This window comes from Bacteroidota bacterium (assembly GCA_030706745.1).
GTDB lineage: Bacteria > Bacteroidota > Ignavibacteria > Palsa-1295 > Palsa-1295 > PALSA-1295.
In genome coordinates this window covers 251,853-274,964 of sequence record JAUZNX010000001.1, presented here as the reverse complement: position 1 = coordinate 274,964, position 23,112 = coordinate 251,853, and the positions used below count along the sequence as shown (strand labels likewise).

General features: G+C 54.0%; 20 protein-coding genes and 1 tRNA gene. 9 read left to right on the top strand and 12 right to left on the bottom strand.

From position 1 onward, the window contains the following. Positions 1-19: 19 nt before the first annotated feature. From Q8902_01265 to rlmD, 3 genes are all read right to left on the bottom strand, one after another. Positions 20-787, bottom strand: coding sequence for a DUF4239 domain-containing protein (locus Q8902_01265; GenBank protein ID MDP4198183.1), 768 nt, complete (start codon positions 785-787; stop codon positions 20-22). A gap of 76 nt (positions 788-863) precedes the next feature. Next, positions 864-948, bottom strand: a tRNA-Ser gene (locus Q8902_01260). Positions 949-1,157: 209 nt separating this feature from the next. Then, entirely contained in the window at positions 1,158-2,723 is a 1,566-nt protein-coding gene (rlmD, locus tag Q8902_01255; protein MDP4198182.1) for a 23S rRNA (uracil(1939)-C(5))-methyltransferase RlmD, read from the bottom strand. 23 nt (positions 2,724-2,746) lie between these two features. Between rlmD and Q8902_01250 the strand changes: the two genes are divergently transcribed. The 3 genes from Q8902_01250 (at position 2,747) to Q8902_01240 (ending at position 7,060) form a co-directional block, all read left to right on the top strand. Continuing rightward, positions 2,747-3,562: a hypothetical protein gene (locus Q8902_01250; protein ID MDP4198181.1), complete on the top strand. Its 816-nt coding sequence runs from the start codon at positions 2,747-2,749 to the stop codon at positions 3,560-3,562. Positions 3,563-3,758: 196 nt separating this feature from the next. Continuing rightward, positions 3,759-4,487, top strand: coding sequence for a phosphoribosylaminoimidazolesuccinocarboxamide synthase (locus tag Q8902_01245; GenBank protein MDP4198180.1), 729 nt, complete (start codon positions 3,759-3,761; stop codon positions 4,485-4,487). Positions 4,488-4,702: 215 nt separating this feature from the next. Beyond that, on the top strand, positions 4,703-7,060 hold the full coding sequence (locus Q8902_01240) for a T9SS type A sorting domain-containing protein (GenBank protein MDP4198179.1): 2,358 nt from the start codon (positions 4,703-4,705) through the stop codon (positions 7,058-7,060). Positions 7,061-7,128: 68 nt separating this feature from the next. Here Q8902_01240 and Q8902_01235 read toward each other — a convergent pair whose 3' ends face one another. Genes Q8902_01235 through larB form a run of 3 tightly spaced genes read right to left on the bottom strand, consistent with a single transcriptional unit; the run spans position 7,129 to position 9,510 of the window. Further along, entirely contained in the window at positions 7,129-7,953 is an 825-nt protein-coding gene (locus Q8902_01235; GenBank protein MDP4198178.1) for an undecaprenyl-diphosphate phosphatase, read from the bottom strand. 50 nt (positions 7,954-8,003) lie between these two features. Continuing rightward, positions 8,004-8,807, bottom strand: a complete 804-nt coding sequence (locus Q8902_01230; protein ID MDP4198177.1) for an inositol monophosphatase family protein — start codon at positions 8,805-8,807, stop codon at positions 8,004-8,006. A 7-nt stretch (positions 8,808-8,814) separates the two neighbouring features. Next, complete coding sequence (gene larB, locus Q8902_01225; protein MDP4198176.1) at positions 8,815-9,510, bottom strand: nickel pincer cofactor biosynthesis protein LarB; 696 nt, start codon at positions 9,508-9,510, stop codon at positions 8,815-8,817. A 100-nt stretch (positions 9,511-9,610) separates the two neighbouring features. Here larB and Q8902_01220 point away from each other — a divergent pair, with 100 nt between their 5' ends. Both Q8902_01220 and Q8902_01215 read left to right on the top strand, forming a co-directional pair. Next, complete coding sequence (locus tag Q8902_01220) at positions 9,611-10,261, top strand: glycerol-3-phosphate acyltransferase (protein MDP4198175.1); 651 nt, start codon at positions 9,611-9,613, stop codon at positions 10,259-10,261. A 54-nt stretch (positions 10,262-10,315) separates the two neighbouring features. After that, on the top strand, positions 10,316-11,527 hold the full coding sequence (locus tag Q8902_01215; GenBank protein MDP4198174.1) for a trypsin-like peptidase domain-containing protein: 1,212 nt from the start codon (positions 10,316-10,318) through the stop codon (positions 11,525-11,527). 1 nt (position 11,528) lies between these two features. Here the strand turns inward: Q8902_01215 and Q8902_01210 are convergent, their stop codons facing one another. After that, positions 11,529-12,785 carry a hypothetical protein gene (locus tag Q8902_01210; GenBank protein MDP4198173.1) on the bottom strand — a complete coding sequence of 419 codons (1,257 nt, stop codon included), beginning with the start codon at positions 12,783-12,785 and terminating at the stop codon, positions 11,529-11,531. A gap of 331 nt (positions 12,786-13,116) precedes the next feature. Then, positions 13,117-14,442, bottom strand: a complete 1,326-nt coding sequence (purD, locus tag Q8902_01205) for a phosphoribosylamine--glycine ligase (protein MDP4198172.1) — start codon at positions 14,440-14,442, stop codon at positions 13,117-13,119. 190 nt (positions 14,443-14,632) lie between these two features. Here purD and Q8902_01200 point away from each other — a divergent pair, with 190 nt between their 5' ends. The 4 genes from Q8902_01200 to Q8902_01185 are packed head-to-tail and all read left to right on the top strand — an operon-like array spanning position 14,633 to position 16,917. Then, positions 14,633-15,379: a DUF4905 domain-containing protein gene (locus Q8902_01200; protein ID MDP4198171.1), complete on the top strand. Its 747-nt coding sequence runs from the start codon at positions 14,633-14,635 to the stop codon at positions 15,377-15,379. Further along, the gene (locus Q8902_01195; protein ID MDP4198170.1) at positions 15,321-15,812 is read left to right on the top strand and encodes a hypothetical protein; all 492 of its coding nucleotides are present in this window, start codon (positions 15,321-15,323) and stop codon (positions 15,810-15,812) included. The genes Q8902_01200 and Q8902_01195 overlap by 59 nt, the downstream gene beginning before the upstream one ends. 2 nt (positions 15,813-15,814) lie before the next feature. Next, positions 15,815-16,276 (top strand): thioredoxin-dependent thiol peroxidase, encoded by a 462-nt coding sequence (gene bcp / locus Q8902_01190; protein MDP4198169.1) that lies wholly within the window; start codon positions 15,815-15,817, stop codon positions 16,274-16,276. After that, the gene (locus Q8902_01185; GenBank protein ID MDP4198168.1) at positions 16,276-16,917 is read left to right on the top strand and encodes a GNAT family protein; all 642 of its coding nucleotides are present in this window, start codon (positions 16,276-16,278) and stop codon (positions 16,915-16,917) included. Before bcp ends, Q8902_01185 begins: the two co-directional genes overlap by 1 nt. 12 nt (positions 16,918-16,929) lie before the next feature. Here Q8902_01185 and murQ read toward each other — a convergent pair whose 3' ends face one another. From murQ to yidC, 4 genes are all read right to left on the bottom strand, one after another. After that, complete coding sequence (murQ, locus tag Q8902_01180; GenBank protein MDP4198167.1) at positions 16,930-17,859, bottom strand: N-acetylmuramic acid 6-phosphate etherase; 930 nt, start codon at positions 17,857-17,859, stop codon at positions 16,930-16,932. 45 nt (positions 17,860-17,904) lie between these two features. After that, positions 17,905-19,773 (bottom strand): tRNA uridine-5-carboxymethylaminomethyl(34) synthesis enzyme MnmG, encoded by a 1,869-nt coding sequence (mnmG, locus tag Q8902_01175; GenBank protein ID MDP4198166.1) that lies wholly within the window; start codon positions 19,771-19,773, stop codon positions 17,905-17,907. 46 nt (positions 19,774-19,819) lie between these two features. Continuing rightward, on the bottom strand, positions 19,820-21,100 hold the full coding sequence (locus Q8902_01170) for a GTPase (GenBank protein ID MDP4198165.1): 1,281 nt from the start codon (positions 21,098-21,100) through the stop codon (positions 19,820-19,822). A gap of 88 nt (positions 21,101-21,188) precedes the next feature. After that, a complete protein-coding gene (gene yidC, locus Q8902_01165) occupies positions 21,189-23,051 on the bottom strand; it encodes a membrane protein insertase YidC (GenBank protein ID MDP4198164.1) in 1,863 nt (620 codons plus the stop codon). Positions 23,052-23,112 lie beyond the last annotated feature (61 nt).

Here is a 23,112-nt window from a genome sequence, read left to right as displayed (position 1 = left end):
CCCACACGATGAACGCCAACTAACGGACGTTCGCTTGATCGATCAGATATTGAAATGCGTCGGGATGCACTTTGACATCGCCTGCGAAAGCATGATCCAGAGAGAGGATCAAAACTAACGTCATCGTGATCGTGGCCGTCAGAAGCGCGACGGTGACATACTGGGGCCAGGTTTTTGGTGGCCAAAAGAGGAATGTGAATCCGACTACGATCACACCGCCGCCAATTAGAAGGACCCACATGATTTTCGGCACCTTCGCGCGACTCGAAAGAATGCGCTCGCGTCGTGCATCGTTGAACGCGCTCATCTGTCGAAGCGATTCTTGATAATAGGGCTCATCCTCGGGTCTGGGTCGGAACGAGCGGTACGCCTGCCACATTGCGACCATTTTCCGGTAAGTCGCGGAGTCCTCCTTGCCATGCTGCATGGTGATCCATTCACGATCGACGACGGAGCGCACGTAATCCATCGTGAGTCCTTCCAGCCGGGCCTGCACGGAATCGGGAAACGCCTGCGCGAGCCGGCGAAGATCGCCAATGTGGCCGGCCTCGGTTTCACTGTAAGTCTCGGCATCGTTGAACTGCTCCCAGACCACGACGACGACAAAGGCAAGGATTACCGCATAGATCACGCCGACGACGGCATAGACGAATCCGGTGACATCGTGCGAGGCGCGAAGGTCCTCCGCTTTGGTGAAGTGGTGGAAGAGCGCAAGACCAACGAGAGCCAAAATAACGGCCACGGCAATCGAAACCGATCCAAGAACGGCAACGGGAAGTTGTTCCATTGTGATAACAGGCGATGCGACACAAGGCGATAACCGGCACCAACCCCCGAAGGAGGATGCCAAGACACGTTACGTGCGGAGAGGGAGAGATTCGAACTCTCGATACCCGAAGGTATAACGGTTTTCGAGACCGCCGCATTCGACCACTCTGCCACCTCTCCGAATGCATTTGGATGATCGGGCATCCGGGACGCTCGTTCATCCTCCCTGGTCGTGGTAATTCACTCACCCTCACGTCCAAAGATTGTGAGGCGCCACAACTCAGCAGGTGTCACTCACGTTCCAAAATCGCGGGATGGCTGCGATGGCGCGGCAGCCCCTCCAAAAGCGCGCAACCAGGGTACCCTACAAGCTTCGTCTTTCGATGCCCTTATGAATTTCGCCGTAGCTTAGCCACGCACTCGATGTGGAACGTCTGCGGAAACATATCGACGGGCTGGAGATCGAGTAGATCGTAGCCTTCAGCGAGTAATTGGACATCGCGCGCTTGCGTGGCAGGATTGCAGCTCACGTATGCGATCCGCTCCGGCTGAAGCCGAAGAATTTCGCGGATGACATCGGGGTGCATCCCGCTTCGGGGCGGATCGATGATCATCACGCTCGGTCGGGGATGATCCGATAGGAATTCCGGCGTTGTCAGGGCCTTCCGCAAATCGCTTGCGACAAACTGGACATTCGCGATCCCATTTGCCTGTGCATTCGATTCGGCGTCCGCAATGGCGCTTTGCACCAGTTCGATGCCCAGGACGCTCTTTACTCGATCGGCGACGAACAGCGAGATCGTGCCGGTTCCGCAGTATAAGTCCCAGAGTGTATCATCCGCATGGAGATCTGCAAACTCCGCTGCAACGGCATAGAGCCGCTCCGCCTGCGCGGTATTGGCCTGGAAGAAGCTGTTGGCGGAAATGCGGAACGTGGCGCGGCCAATGCGGTCGGTGATCGAACCTGAACCGTGATAGACCTTCTCGAAATCTCCTACCGCGACTTGCGCGCGCCGCATGTTCACGTTATTTACTACTGTCGTCACGGATGGCGCTGCTGCGAGCAACTCACGGGTATAGGTCTCCATGATGCTGGCATCGTCGCGGCTAGTGACGAGATTGACCATGACTTCGCCAGTCGAATAGCTTGTCTTTACTACCAAAAATCTCAGAAAACTCGGGATAAGAATCGCAGAATCGGGAGTACTTCCAGCGAGCGATTCCTCTTTGCTCGTTCCGAAGTCCGGGTCAAAGACTCCGATGCGATGCTCTCTGGCAAATTGCCGCGTAAAATTCATCACATCTACCGCGACTGTTTTCGGCAGAAAGCAGACTTCGGTATCGATCACACGATCGAATCGGTTGCGGACGTGAAGTCCGAGCGCGAACCGGTCGACTACATCGCCGCTTGCGATCTCTTCATCGGAGAGCCATCGTTCATCCGAAAACGAGAACTCCATCTTGTTACGGTAATAAAATTCCGATTCCGCCGCGATCGCTTCACGGACCGGCGGCTCATCAATCTTGCCAATCTTTCGGAAGAGATCGCGGACCTGTTCGCGCTTTGCCGAGCGCTGGGCCGGGTACGTCATGTGCTGCAATGCGCAGCCGCCGCACGTGCCGAAGTATGGACAGATGGGAGCGCGACGGTCCGCGGAGGGTTCGAGAATGTCGATGAGCTTCGCTTCGGCGAAATTCCCTTTGGCCTTCAGGATTTCGGCCACAACGCGCTCCTGGCCAAGAGCGCCTTCGATGAAAACCACATATCCATCCTCAGGCCGCCGTGCTACGGCCTTTCCTTCAAAGGCCAACGATTCGGTCCGGAGCTCCAATCGGGCTCCGCGTTCCGGTTTTGGAAGGCGTTCGGCGGGTTGCTTTGGCGCGGTATCTGCCATGAAGATTTCAGTATCCGCGGATTGAACGGCGGAGTTGCGTAAATTTGTTGGTCGTTTCATCAATTAGGAGCACGCTAAAGGCTATGAATCTCTCCAGACGTTCCATTTATGTCATCGCGATCGCGTTCGCGGCTTTCATTCCACGCGGCGTTCATGCGCAGATTACGCGCGATACGACGCATTGGAATGACGAAGAGTTGTATCAGGAAGATAAGACGTCGCCATCGTTTTTCTCGGTGGGCGGCGGATTGTTAGGCGGCTATTTTATGCCGGACTTCTCCACGTTCAACACGAACGTCGCCCAGCCGTTCGTCAAACAGAACTATCGCCAGCAGGTCTGGATGATCGGCGGCGCCGGGTTCGTGACACTGCCGTGGATCAAGAATGTCCGCGTCGGTGGCATGGGTATGAGTGGAACCAGTAGCGATTGCGGTTGCACAAATGATACGATTCAGGGAATCGCCGTGAACCGCTACCTGACATACAGTGTGGGGTACGCCGCGCTCACGATCGACTACGTGTTGCCGCTCCGCACCGGGCGGTTTCATATCATACCCGGCGTGGCGCTTGGCTATGGCGGCGTCGATATTTATGCCCGCCAGGCGCAGAACCGATCGAATTTTGATGTGGGCCAGTTCACCAAGGAGTTCGATTCTTCGAATCTCTATCGTACCCACACCTACACGTCGCACTTCTTTCTCTACATGCCGCAGATCCAATTCGAGTACTCGCCAACGGGTTACATGATGCTTCGTCTGAGTGCAGGCTATCAGGGGACCTCGATGGGGACATGGACTGTCGATCAGGGGCTTTCACTTGGACCCGGACCGATTTTCGATGGCATCAATGGATCGGGACTCGTGGCAAGTCTGGGAGTGTTTCTGGGATTATTTCAATAAGGAGAACCTGGATTACACGGATGATGCGGATTACGCGGATTGATTTTCAGGATTGATTAGACTTATTCGCGTAATCCGATTTATCGGCGCAATTCATCGTCAAGGTATGTTAGAGAGCTCTCAAATTCTTCAGGCAAGCCGCCATCCGAAGAATCAACCCTCGCAATCGGCATCATCAGCATAATCCGGCTAAACTATGGAAAAGGATCGTCTACTCTACGAAGGCAAAGCCAAAAAGCTCTTCTCCGTTCGCGGTTATGAGGACCGCGTAATTCAGGAATTCAAGGATGACGCGACCGCCTTCAACGGCGAGAAGCGCGGAAGCTGGGCACATAAGGGCGAAGTGAACAACGCCATGGCGAGCGCCCTCTTTACCATGCTCGAGAAGAGCGGCATTCACACGCACTTCATCGAGAAGCTCTCGCCGATCGACATGCTGATCAAAAAGCTCGAGATCGTGCCGCTTGAAGTCATCGTGCGAAATATCGCGGCGGGCTCGTTCGTCAAACGATATGGCGTGAAGGAAGGAATGGAGTTCGCCCAACCGACTTTCGAATTCTCTTACAAGCGGGATGATCTTGGCGATCCACTCATCAACGATAGTCACGCGCTTGCGATGGGCCTTGCGACCGAGGACGAGATCGACCACATCCGCCATACCGCACTCAAGATCAACGACATTCTGAAGGCGTTCTTCCACGCTCGCGGAATATTGCTCGTAGATTTCAAGCTCGAGTTCGGTCGCACCGTAGGCAGTAGCAAACGCGAAATTCTTTTGGGCGATGAAATCTCTCCCGATACCTGCCGATTCTGGGACGCGAAGACCCGCCAGAAACTCGACAAAGACCGATTCCGTCAGGACCTGGGCGGCGTCGAAGAAGCCTACGCTGAAATGCTCCGCCGTGTGACCGAGCCTGTGGCGTAGCTCCTGGTTGTGCCGTTCACGCACATTTCGCGCCCTGACCCGGTTGTGTCTGGAGCGGTGAAGATCTGCGGCCGCAGCTAGATAAAAGAAAATAGGGGGTGCCGAATGTGAGTTTCTAGGGGATGGTGTGTTATTCCCCCCGAGGATGGTACCGGTATTTGACCGACTTTTGGGGGAAGATTCCTGCTTGTCCTCGAATCACTAAGAAACTTGCCATGCATACTTTGAGACTTCTTTCGGCGGCGGCGATGATCTTGTTCGCTTCGGGCCTGGTCCGTGCTGATTCCTTCAGCCATACTCCTGACACCGTCACGTTTAGCCCGCAACAGGGGCAGACATCCCTCACGGCGTACGTTCGCGCTGCCTACAACGGCGACACGACTCAGCCTGGGACCACGGTGCATGCCTGGATCTCTTCCGGCAACAGCTATTTCAGTGTCGATACCAATCGTCACTACTTCAAATCGATGTATTATTGGCTCGTAACCTACCACGTCCAATCTTCCGCGGTTACGGGTGCCGTCGCGCTTTCGGACGACACTGCGACGCAGCACGTCGTGCTTATCGCTCATGCGCCGACCCCGGCGCCGGATGGGTACCTTACAGGTGTCGGCCCGTACTTCTCGACGACGCATGAGGATTCGACAAGCTGCACGTATCTGCAAATGATCAATACTGGCTCCGATCTGGATACGATCGTAAGTGCGGGATGGACCCACAATCCGAACGGGATATTCACATGGGATACCTCGAACATTAGCTTCCCGTTGACGATCCCTTCGCACGACACAGTGCGCTGGAATTTCTGCTTCCACGCTCCGCACGATACTAATTATCATATCGATACATTCGTAGTGTACTATCACGATTCGGCCAGCCAGACGCGGTCTGTCTCGCGTGTGGTTATGGCGAAGGCAACCGGCCCCGCGCCGGATGGAGAAATTTCAGGGTATGGTCCATACTTTTCGAGCACGCAGATGGATTCGACAAGCTGCACCACGCTTCGGCTGATCAACACGGGAGCGGACCGCGATACGATCGTCAGCGCAGGCTGGGCGCACAATCCGAATGGGGTCTTCATCTGGGATACGTCAAACGTCACACTTCCTCGGACCCTCAACTCTCATGATACGCTCCTTTGGAATTTCTGCTTTCATGCTCCGAGCGACACCAGTTACCGCATCGACACATTCATTGTTTATTACCACGACTCGGCGAGCCAGACACGCTCGATCACGCGTGTTGTCTATGGACGCGCCGCATCGCCGGCACCAGATGGCTATATCTCAGGCGTTGGGCCATATTTCCCAACAACGAAAGAGGGCTCGACCGGCTGTACGACCATGCGTATGATCAATACCGGCAACGATATGGACACGATCGTCAGCGCTGGATGGACGCACAACTCGAATGGAATCTTTGCATGGGATACTTCGAACATCAGTCTGCCGACCACGCTTACTTCTCACGATACTCTGCTTTGGAATTTCTGCTTCAATGCGCCGAATGACACCAACGTCTATCGCGATACCTTCGTAGTGTACTATCACGATGCTTATAGCCAAACGCGCTACTTCTCGCGAGTTGTTACGGCGCACGCGGTGGATTCGAGCTTGCAGGATTGCTACTACATCTATCCGCAGACGAGTCGCATCACCGAAGTTGGGGACACAAGCTATATCCACGTATATATCTCGAACCGTCTCGATTCTTCGGTCAATCTTACAGCGCTGCACATTGGCGGCTCCGGAGATGCCGCGTACCGCGTCGATTCCTCCACATTCCCGCATACAATTGCGGGACATCATTATGATAGCTTGTGGATCGCGTTCATTCCCACCGCAGGGACTTCGAACTACTTCCCCGCTACAATCACTGGACTCTTTACCAGCAATGACACGACGCATTGCAAGGCGGCGACCGCTTCCCTTGCCGGACATTCCGCCCTCTATGCCAACGATACACAAACAGTGAATTTCAATGATACTGGAACAGCCACTGTAAATCTCTCGGGTGATTCCGGTTGGTATTCGCACCGCATCGAGTTCGTAAACAACGCGAGTGTCTCGTTGCTGGTCCATAGTATCGTACTTACAAATACGAGTCACTTCTATATCGCGCAGACGCTTCCTGCGACGCCGGATACGGTCACGCCGGGGAAGAAGATATCCGTGATTGTGCATTTCTATGGCGATTCATCAGGGACCACGTTTAGAGATACGATCGTCGTTGATATCGATCATGCGTTGACCTCATTCTATGTGTATGTCAAGGGGCAGTCACCAGTGATTCGCACATCCGGCGTTGCCACCAGCACATCTGCTTGGGCAGAGCTTCGAATCTATCCGAATCCAACACGGGGTACAACATCTCTCGATCTTGCCGGTGTATCCACGGCAACCTATGAGGTGCTCGATATGCTGGGAACCGTGATCGCGACGTATCACGGCGCTGGCCCCTGGCAATGGAATCCTGAGAACGTTGCCGACGGTACGTATTACGTCCGCGCAGATGGCCGCGACGCGACTGGGCACGAGTTCATCACAACCCGGCGGATCATATTGACGCGCTGAGGATCAGTGCAATCTTGAAGCACGAGAGGCGGGGATGACCCCGCCTCTTTCATTTATTGGCAGAAATCTCAGGACAAAAAGCCTGATAAGGCTAGTGCGATTACGGCCGCCCCAAAGACAATGCGATAGACGCCAAAGCCGGTGAACGGATGCCGTTGCACATAGCGGATGAACCATGCAACAATAGCAAGCGCAACGACAAACGACGTGATGAATCCGATTGCGACAATGCCGATCACATCCTTTGTGAGCAAGTGACGGTACTTGACTAATTCGAAGAGGCTCGCGGCGACCATCGTAGGGAAGGCGAGAAGAAATGAGAATTCTGTTGCGGCCGAGCGTTTGATGCCGCGCAACATTCCGCCCATGATCGTGGCTGCTGCCCGCGAGGTCCCCGGAATGAGCGAGAGAGATTGGGCCAGACCAACAACAAGCGAATCCTTGGTGGTCATCGTATCGACGGTTATTTCCCGGTCTTCCTCAACCGTCCGCCGTTCGATCCAGATGATAATGATGCCGCCGATCACGAGCGAGATCCCGACCGTCAGGGGTGAGAAGAGATAGGTCTTGATCCAGTGATGTGTCAGGAAGCCGATGATCGCAGCCGGCAGAAATGCGATGATCAGATTCAGTCGCAGACGACCGCCTTGGGATTCGCCGCTCTTCGTCGAGAACGTTGACATCAGTCTCGCACGATAGAGAAAGCCGACGGCGAGGACTGCTCCGAGTTGGATCACGATCTCGAACATCTCAGCCTTATCCGCGCTTGCGAGCAATTCCTGAAATCGGAACACGCGATCGGCGATAATGAGGTGGCCCGTCGAGGAGATCGGCAGGAATTCTGTCAGACCCTCAACAATTCCGAGCAATGTGGCGACAATAGTAATATTCATCCGCTTCTATCGTGGATAGGTAATTATAAACAGTGGATTGTGCTACGTCTCTAGTGCTGTCCCTTCTTGAGGATACTCATGATCTTCTCGTGATGAACCCCACTTGTTGCGACGATGGACCGGCGATGAATGTCGTAATCGCTGCCATCGTAATGTGTGACGCGCCCGCCTGCCTCGCGGACCATCAGCTGACCCGCCGAAGTATCCCAGGGCGAAAGTCCGACCTCCCAGAACCCGTCGAATCGACCGGCCGCGACATTCGCGAGATCCAGCGCCGCACTGCCCAGCCGTCGGACGACGAGTCCCTGACGAAGGAAGGCGACAAACTGCTCGATCACGTGCTCGGGATCTTCGTTCACATTGTAGGGAAAGCCCGTCACGAACAGCGATTGCGACGGATTGTTTTGTTGCGACACATGTAACCGCTTGCCATTGAGATACGCGCCATGTCCGCGTTGCGTGGCGAACATTTCATGCAGGTTCGGATTGTAGATCGCACCGCATTCCACCCGACCATTCACTTCCACACCGATCGAGACACACCAGATCGGTAGTCCATGGGCATAGTTCACCGTTCCATCGATTGGATCGACGATCCATCGAACGACATCATTACGGTCGGATTTAGGAGAGAGGTCGGCACTTTCCTCTCCGAGAAATTCGTGATCCGGGTAGCGCATGTGAATCGCTTCGCGGATCACATCCTCATTCCGCTTGTCCACTTCGGTCACAAGGTCCATGGGATTGGACTTCGTCATGATGAGCAACTCGCTTCGGTTGATCGCATTGGCGTAATCACCGGCCTCCTGTGCCATCTCCACCGCAAGCGCCAAATATTCCTCGATCAATCCCATTACCGCATCATTCTCCGTTCGTTATCGCCCCGAGGATTCGTATGGCAGCCATCGCTGCGCCAAATCCGTTATCGATATTCACGACCGTAATCCCCGACGCGCATGAGTTTAGCATGCCCAGCAGCGCCGCTACGCCACCAAAGCTCGCGCCGTATCCAACACTGGTCGGTACCGCAATCACCGGGACACGAACCAGACCACCAACAACGGAAGGAAGCGCTCCTTCCATACCGGCACAAACAATAATCGTCTGAGCTCTGCCGAAATCATTCGTTCGCTCCAGCAGCCGATGAATGCCAGCGACACCGACATCGTAGATGCGTTCGACATGCCCGATGCCGGCGACTTCGAGCGTGATTGCCGCTTCTTCGCTTACTGGCTGATCGCTCGTGCCTGCGGCGATCACGGCGATCGTCGCGGCCTGGAGTGACGGGGAAACCGTGGCTGGATCAGGCAACGCATAGACTGCTCGCGCGCGCTCGTTGTATGCGCTCGCTGGCACCTTCTCTTTTACTGCGTTGAATTGCTCCAGAGTTGCGCGGGTTGCAAGCATGCGCCCACTGCGCTCGTAAATACTTTCGGCGATAGCAGCGACTTCATATGCAGTCTTGCCCTCAGAATAAATCACTTCGGGAAAGCCCTGCCGCCGCTCGCGATCGTGATCGAGCGTGGCGAAGCGATGGAGTTTACGTGCGTCAGCCATTGATTGTGAGTAACGGGTAACGAGTGGCAGGCGGATTCCGTTACCTTTTTCTGATTGCCGGGCTCTCTATAAATCGTTATACAATACTCGTTTCTTCAGCGTGACAGACTTGGTACTTTCGCCCCAGTCTTTACTACTCGGTGGCCTTACGGGCTACATGATCGGTTCGATTCCGTTCGCTTACATTGTTACGAAGCGCCGGACGGGAATGGATATCCGAAAGTACGGTACGGGCAATGTCGGCGCAGCGAATACATTACAGGTCACAGGCCAGAGAACCATTGCCAGGACCGTGCTCGTACTCGATATGCTGAAGGGATTTCTTCCCGTGGCGGTGTTCGAACTGCTCGGCCTGTCCGCTCCGTTGGTTGTGCTCCTGCCCGCTCTGATACTCGGGCACTGCTATCCGGTCTGGCTCGGCTTTCGGGGCGGACGCGGACTCGCGACCGCTACGGGCGCACTGCTGCTTGTGAACCCGGGTGCGGTCTTTCTTTGGTGCGTGACGTATATGATCGGCAAGCGCATCAAACCCGATATTCGGTTCGCTTCCATTTTGGCAACCGGCCTGGCGCTGGCAGTGGTCTTGGGGCTACCAGCCGACTTCCTTGGCCGAACGACGCTTCCATTTTCCGGTCTCTCCGATCACGGTACGCAGGTTTTCCTCTCGCTATCGGTGGTCCTGTTAATCATTCTGTCGCGACACATCGGGCCGTTTCTTGAGCTGATCGGGGTGCGAAACTCAGGCGAATAAAATCCGTTTGCTTTTCGGCGGCCTCTGAGCCGCTGATTCGGTAATATGAGACGCATGCAAATCTTACTCATTCATATTCTCAGCCTTTTTTCACTTGCGACGCCGCTTGCCTCCTGCAATCGGAACGGCGCGACCCCAGTCTATTCCGTCGATCAGCATGGACCGAACCGCGATTCGATTAATCAGTCCGTAAGTGGTGGTCGGCGCAACGCGATCACAGTCGCTGTCGCGAAGGCAAGCCCTGCTGTCGTCGGGATCAATGTCACGGAGATCCACGAACAGCAATATCGGGAATGGGACCCGTTCAGCGCCTTCGGTAACGATCCGTTTTTCCGGCAATTCTTCCCGGATTATGGGGGCCAAAGTCGTGGCGGTGTCCATACTCAGAAGTATGAAGTCAAGGCGCTGGGCTCCGGCTTTATCATCTCGGCCGATGGCTACATCTTGACGAACGATCACGTTGCCGGCAATGCCTCCAAAATAATCGTGACCACAACCGATGGCTCGGAATACGATGCAAAGCTTATCGGCACCGACCATAACGATGATATTTCCCTGCTCAAGATCGAAGGCAAATCCAACTTGCCGTATCTGAAGCTTGGCAACTCGGGCGATCTCGATGTCGGCGAATGGGCCATTGCGATGGGTAATCCGTTCGGACTGTTTTCGATCAACGATAAACCAACGGTGACGGTCGGCGTGATTAGTAACACCGGAGTAAATCTGGGCTTGGAGAATGGGCGCAACTACCGCGACATGATCCAAACCGATGCGGCGATCTCGAGCGGAAACTCCGGCGGTCCGCTGCTCAACGCGAATGGTGATGTCATCGGAATGAACTCAGTCATTCGTTCGACGGCGCAGAGCAATGAAGGCGCGGGATCGATCGGGCTTGGCTTTGCAATTCCGATTAATAAGATCAAAGAGGTCGTCGATCGGTTGCGCTCTGGCGACAAACTCGATCGCAATATCGATCTTGGAAAGCTTGGGATGCAGGCGCAGGATGTGACGCCGCAGATAAAAGACTATTACAATCTCACGAGCGATATCGGTGTGGTCGTGATGGCGCTCAATCGTGGTGGCATCGCCGATAAAGCCGGCATCCAGGCTGGCGACTTGGTCGTTGCCCTGGATAAGGAGAAGATCCGCAGTACCGATCAACTCCAAAGCGCATTACTCGACCATGAAGTCGGCGATGTCGTCGTCTTTCACGTACTGCGCGATGACCGCTCAGTTGCGGTTAGCGTGCGGTTGCCGGGGAAATAGGTTAGTGCGTAATAAGCACTCGCCCCACCTGACGCTCCCGGCCAGCTTGTGCGACCGCTATGTAGAGCCCGGCAGGAAGCGATGAGAGATCCAGGTCGAGTTCTCTCTCGCCTTCCATTGCAAGAACTTCTCCTCCGAGGACATTCGCAACACGAACCGCGATTGATTCTGCATCCGCGTTAACAAGAAGCCGGTCTCCAACTTGATGCATTGTGAGCCCAGGGTTCACATGCGGGTCATCGACCCCGGCGAGAGAATAGTCAAAATCGAGCGTGGGACAATAAAATGTATCGAAGATGTTCGTATTCGCTCTCGTGAGCGTGACGCCGGGAGTGATGATTGCCGTCAGCCCTGTCAAGCCTTGTGGCGTCTGCGAGCGAACAACGGAACCGCCGGCCTTGATATAGCACTGCCCGTACCCTCCGAGCGCAGTGAGGACACCTCCGGGTTCAACGAAAACAAGCGCGTGGTGACTCAGCGTGTTGATTTCGTAATTGCCGCCGGCCTGAATCCAAAGAATGGAATCCGAACCGGATTCTGTTCCGGTCACCACATGCGCGTTTCGTGGGATCGTCGGCCTGCAATCCACAACCACATACCAGAACGGCCACACGATCGAGCATCCCGATGCATTGGAGTTGACCAGCGTCGCGCGTTTTAGTCCGCTTGTGCTATGAACCACTCTCGGCGCATACTGAAACGAAGTGTCCACGGTAGCATCGGATTCGAATTGCCAGGAATAAGTCAGACCAGGATCGTTTGAATAGCCCCCGTCGATTGTAATGCTCTGACCCGTGAATCCAAGCGTGACCGGAATACTCTGCGCGCCGCCAGGATATGATGACGCATAGACTTGAAGCCTGTGGGGAGCGTCACAGAAGGTACCACCGAATTTAAGCGTCGAAGCCGTAATGTTGACGCCATTATCGGGTGAGATGGCATACGGCGCGCTCGCGGCAACTCGAACGCGATAGTGGGTACCAGGGCCAGTAACTGGAATCGACAACGTGCCGCTCATTGCCGAACTTTGCGCGGCGCTTGATGTAAAGCTCCCAAACGATCCCGATGAATCGGAAAGCTCGGCATAAAAATGATTGCCAGTGTTGAACGGCCCTGTCGCTGTGTAAGCAACCCGCACGGTGTCACCCGTGCAATAAGCGAGTCGTGCGATCGGACTCACAGAAATTGTTTGGCTCGCAGCGGCCGAGGAGATCAGGAAACCAATGAACGCGATGTTGGTCGAATGGAAGTGTCTCATGTATCTAAAACGCTCGAGGGTGCCTCCGGTTACAAAAATATCTTCAGAATTCTTTCGGACCGGCTCAGAATCGGCACTGTTCATGAATGAATTATGGCGCGCCGTTCTATCCAGCGCGAAGGCCACGATGCGAGTGAGGATGAAGCTGCCGGGGAAAATAGCAGAAAGTTTTGGCGCCCGGCCCGGAATGGACTGTAGTAACACGTATGATGAACCAACCAACACGTTTACCCGGAGCCGGCCGCCGGTAGTAACAATCGCCGTTTTGCGAGTTTGTTACAGGCGGCGGAGCGCGTATCGCAATAATCTCACTAATCCCAAAAACCCAGGTTCAGACAGCCGCTTCCGCCCGTAGTGCTTTCGCTCCGATATCGCTCCGGTAATATGCCCCGTTGAAGCTGATTTGCGAGACGGCATTGTATGCTTGCGAGATGGTTTTGCGAAGATCATCTTCGTAGCCGACGGCGGTCACTGCCAACACACGTCCGCCACTTGTGAGAAAGCGCCCTCGATCATCGACTTTAGTCGCGCCGTGGAAGACGACGGTGCCCTCATCGATCTCGCGCTTTTGTGTGAAGTCTTCAAGTCCGCTGATGACTTCGCCGGTCTGATAGCTCTCAGGATAACCCTGGCTTGCCATTACGACCGTAACCGCACTCGCCGGAAATTGCTTGATCGGCAGGACATCCTTGAGGCGGCCTTCCGCTGCGGCAAGTAGAATCTCCGCGAGATCGCCATCGATGAGTGGAATCACAACTTCTGCTTCGGGATCGCCAAAGCGGACGTTGAACTCGACGACGCGCGCGCGGCCATTGGCAATCATGAGACCAACATAGAGTACCCCGCGGTAGAGGCGGCTCTCGCTCGCAAGCCCTTTGAGTGTTGGCTCGATGATCTCTCGCTTGACCTGCTCCATGATCTCTTCGGTGACGATTGGCGCGGGAGCGTACGCGCCCATGCCGCCAGTGTTCTTGCCGCGATCGCCATCGAGAATCCGTTTGTGGTCCTGCGCCGGTGCAAGCACATCGTAATCGGCACCATCGGTGATGGCAAAGACACTCGCCTCTTCGCCATGCATGAATTCCTCGACGACGATTCTCGAGCCGGCTTCGCCGAAGATGCGATGCGTAAAGACTTCATCGAGTGCGTGCGTGGCTTCGGCTTCCGTCTCGCAGATCATCACACCTTTGCCGGCGGCAAGTCCATCGGCCTTGATGACAGCGGGATAGTTCACATGCCGCAAAAAGGCGCGGCATTCCACCTGCTCCTCGAACGAAAACACGGCATAGCGCGCGGTCGGAATGCCATGGCGATGCATGAAGTCCTTGGCAAAGGCCTTCGAACTTTCGAGCAATGCTGCATTGCGTCGAGGACCGAACACCGGGATGCGCTCTTTATCCAGCGCATCGGCCACACCCATCGCGAGCGGACCTTCAGGACCGATGACGACGAGATCGATACGCTCGCGCATTGCGAAGCCCACGACGGCCTTTGCATCGGTCGGAATGATTTCGACGAGTTCAGCAACTTGCGCGATGCCGGCATTGCCGGGCGCGCAGAAAATTTTCTGAACACGACCGCCGAGTGCCTCGGATTGATTGAGCTTCCACGCGATCGCGTGTTCACGGGCGCCGCCGCCAAGGACAAGAATTCGCATTGAATAGTGGATGAGTAACGAGTAACTGGCAATGAGTTATGGATGCGGGGCACTACAAAATTACGACGAAATTCAAACTGTGACCTCCGTGCGAGGTAAATTTGTAGTGATGCACCTCGGTTTCCGTCGAATCCTTAAACCTTTATGGTCCCTGGAATCCTCAAATGATAACACGATCTTTTGGAAACTGTTGATCAGCAGCAGCGGCATCCTGACAGGCGAAGAGCGCAATATTGAGTCGAAGACCGGCTCGCTGTTTGCCATCGAAGTACTGACTGGGCGAGTGCTCTGGCGAGGCATCACGCTTGGTGAGGCCTGGTGGTTCAATTCGGATCGTGTGACGAACGACACTCTTTTCGTACAGACTTTTCGGAAGCCGGACCTCCCGGAGCCAAAGGGCATTATTGCGATTGATCTGCACACCGGGAATATACGCTGGCATCAGCCGGATTTTTCGATTCTCGGCACCACCCTAAACCGTGTGCTTGTGATGCGTCAGGGCTTCACCCATCGTGAGTATTGTGCTCTCGATGCGATGACCGGTGAGATCGTGCAGGATTTTGGCGTGGAACAGCCGATCTTCCCGGAGGGTGATGAGTTGCCTGATACCTTTTTTGCGGACCCGATTCAGGAGATACCAATCGCACTAAGATCAGCGATCAAGGTCGAGGACATTCGAGGGCCGATTGATGTCCTGCGGCATGGTTTCTATGAAATCTATGGATTGCATAGAATCGGCGATCACCCGGATACTAAGCTCCTAATGAATGAACTCATCATCTTCAAAAAGGGCCGACTTGTCTTTCGCGAAACCATACAGGCCGAAACTCCCTTACCGCTCCCGGAAAATTTCTTTGTCTCCCACAATATTTTACTTTATGTCAAAGAAAAACGAACGCTGGTTGGCGTCGATTTGCGGCACGACGCTCGCACTTAGTTCAGTCCTCCCAATTCTGGCCGGCTGCGATCGCGGCGCTTCAGATGAAATCGGAGCTGCCCGAAAGTTTTCGGAAGCCGTTGTGCGAAACGATCAGACGGGTCGCGACTCCATGATCGCGACTGCGAAATTCAAAGAGTATTTCGATAACGCATACGTCGGCCATGACATGCGAATCTGGTTCGGCACGTTTTACGATTACAAAGAAGGCCATTTTAGCGGCACGAGCTCGGCGGATGTCGAGCGCGATTTGAAGCCTGACCTGCAAGGCGCATTGATCGACACGACTGAGATCGAGGAGACGGGAATGGTCAAAGTGAAACCGAAAGACCCGAGCGAGGATGCCGCATTCTTCTGGATGGTGCATCAGCGCGGCAAACCATGGCGCGTAGCTGTCGTGACAAAGGGTGAAACGAAGGTTAATTTCAAATAGCGATGCTTAAAGAAGGTGACAAGGCTCCTGAGATAACTGCGAAAGATGATGCGGGCAACACCATCTCACTCAACGACTTTCGCGGCAAGAACGTCGTACTCTATTTCTATCCAAAGGACATGACTTCCGGTTGCACGAGAGAAGCATGTGACTTCCGCGATAACTTCGCGCGTGTCGAGCGGAAGGATGCCGTCGTGCTCGGCGTGAGTCCCGATAGTGAGAAGAGCCATGGGAAGTTCAAGGAGAAGTACGAGCTGCCCTTCACGCTTCTTGCCGATGAGGACAAGAAGATCGTGAACGACTACGGCGTGTGGAAGGAGAAATCCATGTATGGCCGGAAATATATCGGTGTTGAGCGGACGACATTCGTGATTGATAAGAAAGGGAAGATCGCGAAAATCTTCCCGAAGGTGAAAGTGACCGGCCATGTCGATGAAGTCTTGGAGGCACTTGCCGCACTGTAATGCTCGATTTCTATCGCCCGCCCGTGCGGGTGCCTACTTCGCTCGCATCACCACGTCTGACGATCCGAAAGATTCATGTTTCAGACGCCGATGAATACTCCGCCCTCTTTGCCGATTCTTTTGTCGGCCATCTCGATGCATGGTCACCTCCTACTCCACCAGAGGCTTATGCCGATAAGGCGCGGAGGTATGCACGCGATTATATCATGGCCGCGCTCGAGAAGTGGGATGAAGGGACGGACTACCGGTTTTTCATTTACGCAAAAGATACCGAGCCACCCAATGCGATTGTCGGGCAAATCGGCTTGACTAATCTGGTGCGTGGTGTCCTGCAATCCTGTTTTATTGGATACTGGATCGGCAAGTCTTATATCGGTCAGGGATATGCAACTGAAGCCACGAAGCTTGCACTCACATTCGCATTCGAGCATTTGAAGCTACACCGCGCATCACTCTGGATAGGTGTAGATAATCTGGCGAGTCTTCGGATTCCTGAGAAGCTTGGTCTTCGACGTGAAGGCACGGTTCAGCGAGCACTGTTCCTTGGAGGGAAATGGCAGGATACCCATGTCTTTGCGATCACGCTCGAAGAGTGGGAAGCACGTCGTGAGGAATTTCAGCATGGGATCAACGTCCCGTGAGCGACAGGCGTGTCACTTGGAGCGGAGCTTCTCAATCGCTCGCTTGACGAATCCATCCGACTCCGCAAGTACTCTGTCAGCTTCTGCTTTGTTGGAGCCAGCGATTCTCATGATGATCGCACTCTTGACGTGTCCGCCGCTTTGCTCCAGCAGTTCTTTCGCCTGCTCGTAATCGCAGTCGGTGGCAATCATAACGATTCGTTTTGCGCGCTCCTCCAACTTCCTGTTTGTAAGCTGCAGATCGACCATCATGTTCTGATACACCTTCCCCATGCGGACCATCGCGGTTGTCGTGATCATCGTGAGGACCATCTTTTGCGCAAGAGCAGACTTCATGCGGGTTGAGCCCATAAGCACTTCAGGTCCGACGACGGGACAAATAGTCTCGCTCAAATAAGGATACCCTACCGATTCGCGGGGATTCGTGGTGAGCAAAACCGTATAGGCATTGAGCGTAAAGCCGCGTTCAAGAGCCCCAAGAACGAATGGAGTACGCTTGCTTGCCGCGATACCGATTACCATATCGGTGTCGGCGGCGCCAGCTTGCTGGATTGCGTGTGCGCCGAATTCGGGTCTGTCTTCGGCGCCTTCCTGTGCTTGAAAGACGGCCAGATGGCCACCAGCGATGATGGCTTCAATCTGGTCCCGGGGCGTTCCGAACGTTGGAGGACATTCTGCGGCATCGACCACCCCCATTCGCCCGCTCGTGCCTGCTCCAACGTAAAACAACTTCCCGCCACGTTTGAAGCGCCTCACCAATTCATCCACGACTGCGGTGATGTGCGGAATTTCGCTCTCAACAGCCTTCGCGACTTTCGCGTCTTCCCTATTAATCAGTCTGAGCACTTCTTCAGTGCTCATTTCATCCAACTTTAGCGAATCAGGGTTGCGCTGTTCTGTCGCAAGAAGTCTAACTTCGTCAAATAAGCTTTGGCTATTCACTGTTAAGAAAGATAAGAAGAGTGAAAAAAGGTAGAGAAAGTGTAGTTATTGTAGAATAGCTGAATGTTCCACGTGGAACATTTCGTGTTTGCGAACAGCAATCATCAGCATTGCGACGTCTGATGGTGTCACGGCGGCAAGTCTGGATGCCTGCCCGACGGTTGAGGGTCTTACTCGAGAGAGTGCCTCCCGACTCTCCTTACTGATGGAGAGGAGATTGGAATAATCGAACGATAGTGGAATCGCGCGGTCCGTGCTTTCCTTGAGTCGAATTATCTGTTGTCGGTGCTGTCTGACGTAGCCTTCGTAGGCTATTTCCGTTTCGATAGTATGCAATAGGTCTCGCCGATGAAGAATTCGCCCTTTGAGCCCTTCTTCCTGGCTATCTCGCAGGAAGCTCTCAAAGGAGCCATTCTTGGATCGTATTCTATTAAGCACGCTGTCTCGGACCAATGGATATGTGCTTACCTCCACTCGCTCCGTCTCGGCCCATTCAAGCGCATGCCTTATCAATGCCCGCTTGTCATTGGCCTTCTCATACTCCGACCGCGAAATAAGCCCGTATGCGAATGCCTTATCCGAAAGGCGAAGATCTGCATTATCCTGGCGAAGCAGAAGCCGATGCTCGGCGCTTGAAGTGAAGAGACGATAAGGCTCTTCCTGGATTTTGCTGATGAGATCGTCTATCATTACACCGACGTACGCTTCCTCCCGGCCAAGGATGAAGTCCGGCTTCCCGATGACTTTGGAGGCAGCGTTAATCCCAGCGACCAAGCCCTGGCCAGCTGCTTCTTCGTAGCCAGAGGTACCATTTACCTGACCGGCGAAATACAGTCCCTCGATTTCCTTGCTTTCCAGGGTGTGTTTTAGCTGGTAGGCTGGGAAGTAATCATATTCGACGGCATACCCAGGGCGTAGCAGTTCGACCGTTTCAAGTCCCGGCATGGTTCGGAGCGCCGCTACCTGAATATCTGCAGGTAAGCTCGTGGAGAAGCCATTGACATAGACCGTATCGCCATCTGCCTCTTCCGGTTCCAGAAAGATATGGTGCGAGTCTCTCTCCGCAAACCTGACTATCTTGTCCTCGATCGAAGGACAATAGCGAGGCCCTTTGCCAATTATCCGGCCCGTGAACATCGGTGACTGGTCGAAGCCTCTTGATAGGACATCATGCGTAATCCGAGAAGTTGCCGTCAACCAACAGGTGATATGATTCACCGGTGGGAGAAGCGTTCTCGAAGAGAACGGGACAATTATTGGGTCGCCGGGCTGCGATTCAAGATTTGAGGTATCTATCGAGGCCAATGATACTCGAGGCGGCGTCCCAGTTTTGAGTCGGGCGGTCCGAAGCTTTAGAGCAGCTTCGGGTTCAGTCGTAAGAAATGCAGATTGCTCACCATATCGACCGCCAGATGATTGTGTCATACCTGTGTGCATGACGCCGTTCAGGAATGTGCCCGCGCAAATAATGACAGCCTTGGATCGGAGGTGTCTGCCATCTGAAAGAATGACTCCGGCGACTCGGCTTCCTTCGATCCAAATACGTTCGACCGATCCTTCGATGATGATGTTCGGATCCAGTTCACGCAAACGCCTCTGAGCAACAATAGGATAGAGGCTACGGCTAACCTGAGATCTAGGCGACCATACGGCTGCTCCTTTGGAGCTGTTTAGCATTTTGAACTGCAGCGAGCATTCATCCGTGATCTCACCCATCAGTCCACCTAAAGCATCGATCTCCTTGACAACCTGACCCTTTCCGGTACCGCCGACTGCCGGATTGCATGAAAGTGTTCCGACCTTATCCGCCGACATAGAGACAAGCCGAACGCTCAGACCCATCCTATGGGCCGCATTCGTCGCTTCGATGCCGGCATGGCCGCCACCGATTACGAGGATATCAGTTGGTTCCACGTGGAACAATTCAGAAATCATATCATAAATATCTTTGCCGACTTTACTATTTTCCTATGCACATCTTAGCGAATATGTAATCAAGACTGTTATCAGATATGTTTTCACCAAGCAATTCCGAAATACCGCTGGCGCATCGTCTAAGGTCATCTGACAGAATAGCAGGCTCAGATTCAAGAGTCACGCCCGAAAGGGACAACAAGACCTCTGAAATCGTAGACTGCTCAAGATCAGACAATGTGAGCATATTATATTCGGACGATCGCGAACGAAGCTCGCCAGCGAGCCACCCGTGAATTCTGGAAACGCCTTCGCCAGTAATGGCCGATACACTCAGACCCTCGCTCCATCCATCCAGATCACGCTTATTGTGCAAGAGAAGGGAGCCATTGGGCATGCTCGGAAGCCGATCGCCTGGCTCCGTCACTCGAAGCGAAATATCGGCATGCTGCGCCGCGTTTGCGCCAAGCTCGATGCCACGACCTTCAATAAACTCCTCGGCATCGCGGACCCCGGCGGTATCGATCAGCTTGACTCGAAAACCATCAATATTGATAAAGGCCTCGACATAGTCACGCGTGGTCCCGGGAATATCACTAACTATGCTTCGCTCGAAATTCAAGAGCGCATTGAAGACGCTACTCTTTCCAACATTCGGTGGACCCGTCAAAGCAACAGTAAAGAAACCCGCGTTTGCGCGACGAGTGAGGGAATCGCGTAGTAGCTGCGCGAGCGAGGCACGAACGGATTCGACGCGCAAATCAAAATCCTTGATTTGAATATGGTCCGATTCGCCAAAATCAATCTCCGCATCAACATGCGCGATCAGAGAAATAAGCTGTTCGTATGCGCCGTGCAGACGCTCGAACTTCTCATGAAGAGCCAGCTCCGAGCCGCGCAATTCGTGCACGGATTGAGCGTCGACCTTCACGGAAATCAACTCCGCATCCTCAATTCCAATCTTGCCATTGAAAAACGCGCGGCGCGAAAACTCTCCAGGCTCAGCTTGCCGAGCCCCACCCGCGTAAAGCAATTCCAGTATCTGGCGAGCGATAATCGGCGAGCCATGCGGCGTAATCTCGCAAAGGTCCTCACCAGAAAACGATCGGGGTGCGCGGTTGATATGAATCACCACATCGTCGATGTCCGTAATCTTCGCATAAACCGAACTTGCGGATTTTGCCACCCATAAGTCTGCGGGGTCCTCGACCATACGAGAGACGATGCCGATCGCATCCGGCCCGGAAATCCGAACGATCGCCAATGCGCTACGGCCTTCCGGCGTGGCGATCGCTGCGATGGTATCGTGAAAAAGTCCGAGGGGCATGGCGTAAACCCTAAGTCCTGACGTCAAACAAAAACTCCCGGAAGCAGGGTGCGCTTCCGGGAGTCATCAAGATCGCCTCGGGAATCGATTATTTCTTCTTCTTGCCCGTCTGTCCTTTACCGGTGTATTGCTGCTGCCGGGTCGAACGCTGTTGCTTTTCCATATCCTGAAGACGCGCCATGATTCCGCCGCCCTTTTTCGGGTCTTTCTTCATATCTTCGATATTCAGCGGAGTTGCGATCTTCGTGAGATAGAACTGTTGCGCGAGTCCGAAAATATTGAACATGAAGTAATATAGGGCGACGCCGGAGGGCAGATTGTTAAACATGAACAGGAACATGAATGGCATGATATACGCCATCATTTTCTGTCGCGGGTCGGTCACCATGAAAAACTGCTGCAAGAACATCGTGGCGACAAGGAACAGGGTAAGTCCGCTGATCGCATCGGGAAGCAAGGGGATATTTTTGCCGAGATGAATGACAAAATCCGGGGTCGAAAGATCGGTGATCCAGAGGGCGAACGGCGCCTGCCGCAATTGGATCACATTCTTCAGTACCTGATAGAGCGCAAAGAGGATCGGCATCTGAAGCACCATCGGCAAGCATCCTCCGGCGGGATTCACGCCGTAGGTCCGATACAACTTCATCATCTCCTCGTTCATCTTCTTCTGATCGTCCTTATACTTGTCGCGGACTTCGGTCACCATCGGCGCCAGCACTTGCATCTTACGCATCGATCGCATTTGTCCGGTCGAGAGCGGAATCGTCACCAGCTTAATGACGATGGAAAAGACAATAATGACCAGGCCCCAGTTGGTGATGAACCCATGCAGCCATAAGAAGAACGGCATCAGCAAATGGACCGCGATGGGCCGAACGACGGGCCAGCCAAAGTACATCGACTGATCGAGCCCAACACCAAGCGCCGAAATGCGATCGTATTCGAGCGGACCGAAATAAAGATTGAATGCGAGATCTTCTTTCGACGTGCGTCCGATCGGCACATTGATCGAGGCCATATACTTGGCAACGATAGCGCCGCCCGCAACAGTATCGGCCTTCGCAGTCAAAAGGGCGCCGATCGACTTCATTCCCACCGGCATCATCGCTTTCTCGAAGTACTGATTGCGCATGCCGGCATAGGTGATATCACCATTGACCGACTTGGATTCGGATTGCTTCGCTTTCGAAACCGCGAGATCCTCGATCTCTCCGGCAATACCGGCAAAGACCTTCGCGTTAGTGAGGTCATCCTGGCTCCGTTGCTCGACGAACGGAAGGGGATTGTCTAGTGCGGCGGTGTAGTGATAACCCGAGACGGAATTTTCAAGACCGTTTAGCTTATACTCGATGCCGACTAAATAATTCTTGCCGCTGAAATGGAAGACCTTCTCGATCGAGCGTCCACTATCCAATCGATAGAATGCACTAAAGGTAATGCTATCACCCTCGGCAAGGACGTTTGGTTTTGGGTCGAGAATAAACGGAAAATTATTGGTCTGTGCAAGCTTGCCATCAGAGGTGACAAATCGCAAGTTGATGTCCGCACCCTGATGTTCCGTCGGATCGACGAGATCGAGAGGCTTCTTGTCCCAGGTCAGGTAATGCTTTAGCACGAAGCTGGAGATCGCTCCGCCATGCGAGGAGATCGTCGCAGTGAAGAGCGGAGTCTCGACAGTCTTGAAAACTTCGGGCACGGCCGCAGCCGAAGCAAAAATGCCGCTTGCCGTATCGGACTTCTGCGATGCAGTGGCCCCATGCGACGCTTCGGTCTCATGTGTAACTTGAGACGTGTCGGTCGGCGCGGTGGAGCGAGTCGTATCAGCCGCCACTGGTTTTGGCTGATTTTTGGCGATCTTCGCCTGCTGTTCGCTCATCATGTAGAGCCAGCCGGCAAAGATAAGAATGATCAGCGAAACGCCAATCGTTGTCTGTGTTGAGGATTTCATTTTAGGCGAGCCGGAAACGCCGAGTTGCCGGAGAAGGTTTGGCGCGACGCGCAAGGAGGGC

Bases quoted from the DNA above. Each gene is read 5' to 3' on its own strand.
- Q8902_01265 (MDP4198183.1), bottom strand. From the start codon at position 787: ATGGAACAACTTCCCGTTGCCGTTCTTGGATCGGTTTCGATTGCCGTG.
- rlmD (MDP4198182.1), bottom strand. From the start codon at position 2,723: ATGAAACGACCAACAAATTTACGCAACTCCGCCGTTCAATCCGCGGAT.
- Q8902_01250 (MDP4198181.1), top strand. From the start codon at position 2,747: ATGAATCTCTCCAGACGTTCCATTTATGTCATCGCGATCGCGTTCGCG.
- Q8902_01245 (MDP4198180.1), top strand. From the start codon at position 3,759: ATGGAAAAGGATCGTCTACTCTACGAAGGCAAAGCCAAAAAGCTCTTC.
- Q8902_01240 (MDP4198179.1), top strand. From the start codon at position 4,703: ATGCATACTTTGAGACTTCTTTCGGCGGCGGCGATGATCTTGTTCGCT.
- Q8902_01235 (MDP4198178.1), bottom strand. From the start codon at position 7,953: ATGAATATTACTATTGTCGCCACATTGCTCGGAATTGTTGAGGGTCTG.
- Q8902_01230 (MDP4198177.1), bottom strand. From the start codon at position 8,807: ATGGGATTGATCGAGGAATATTTGGCGCTTGCGGTGGAGATGGCACAG.
- larB (MDP4198176.1), bottom strand. From the start codon at position 9,510: ATGGCTGACGCACGTAAACTCCATCGCTTCGCCACGCTCGATCACGAT.
- Q8902_01215 (MDP4198174.1), top strand. From the start codon at position 10,316: ATGCAAATCTTACTCATTCATATTCTCAGCCTTTTTTCACTTGCGACG.
- Q8902_01210 (MDP4198173.1), bottom strand. From the start codon at position 12,785: ATGAGACACTTCCATTCGACCAACATCGCGTTCATTGGTTTCCTGATC.
- purD (MDP4198172.1), bottom strand. From the start codon at position 14,442: ATGCGAATTCTTGTCCTTGGCGGCGGCGCCCGTGAACACGCGATCGCG.
- Q8902_01195 (MDP4198170.1), top strand. From the start codon at position 15,321: ATGTCAAAGAAAAACGAACGCTGGTTGGCGTCGATTTGCGGCACGACG.
- bcp (MDP4198169.1), top strand. From the start codon at position 15,815: ATGCTTAAAGAAGGTGACAAGGCTCCTGAGATAACTGCGAAAGATGAT.
- Q8902_01185 (MDP4198168.1), top strand. From the start codon at position 16,276: ATGCTCGATTTCTATCGCCCGCCCGTGCGGGTGCCTACTTCGCTCGCA.
- Q8902_01170 (MDP4198165.1), bottom strand. From the start codon at position 21,100: ATGCCCCTCGGACTTTTTCACGATACCATCGCAGCGATCGCCACGCCG.
- yidC (MDP4198164.1), bottom strand. From the start codon at position 23,051: ATGAAATCCTCAACACAGACAACGATTGGCGTTTCGCTGATCATTCTT.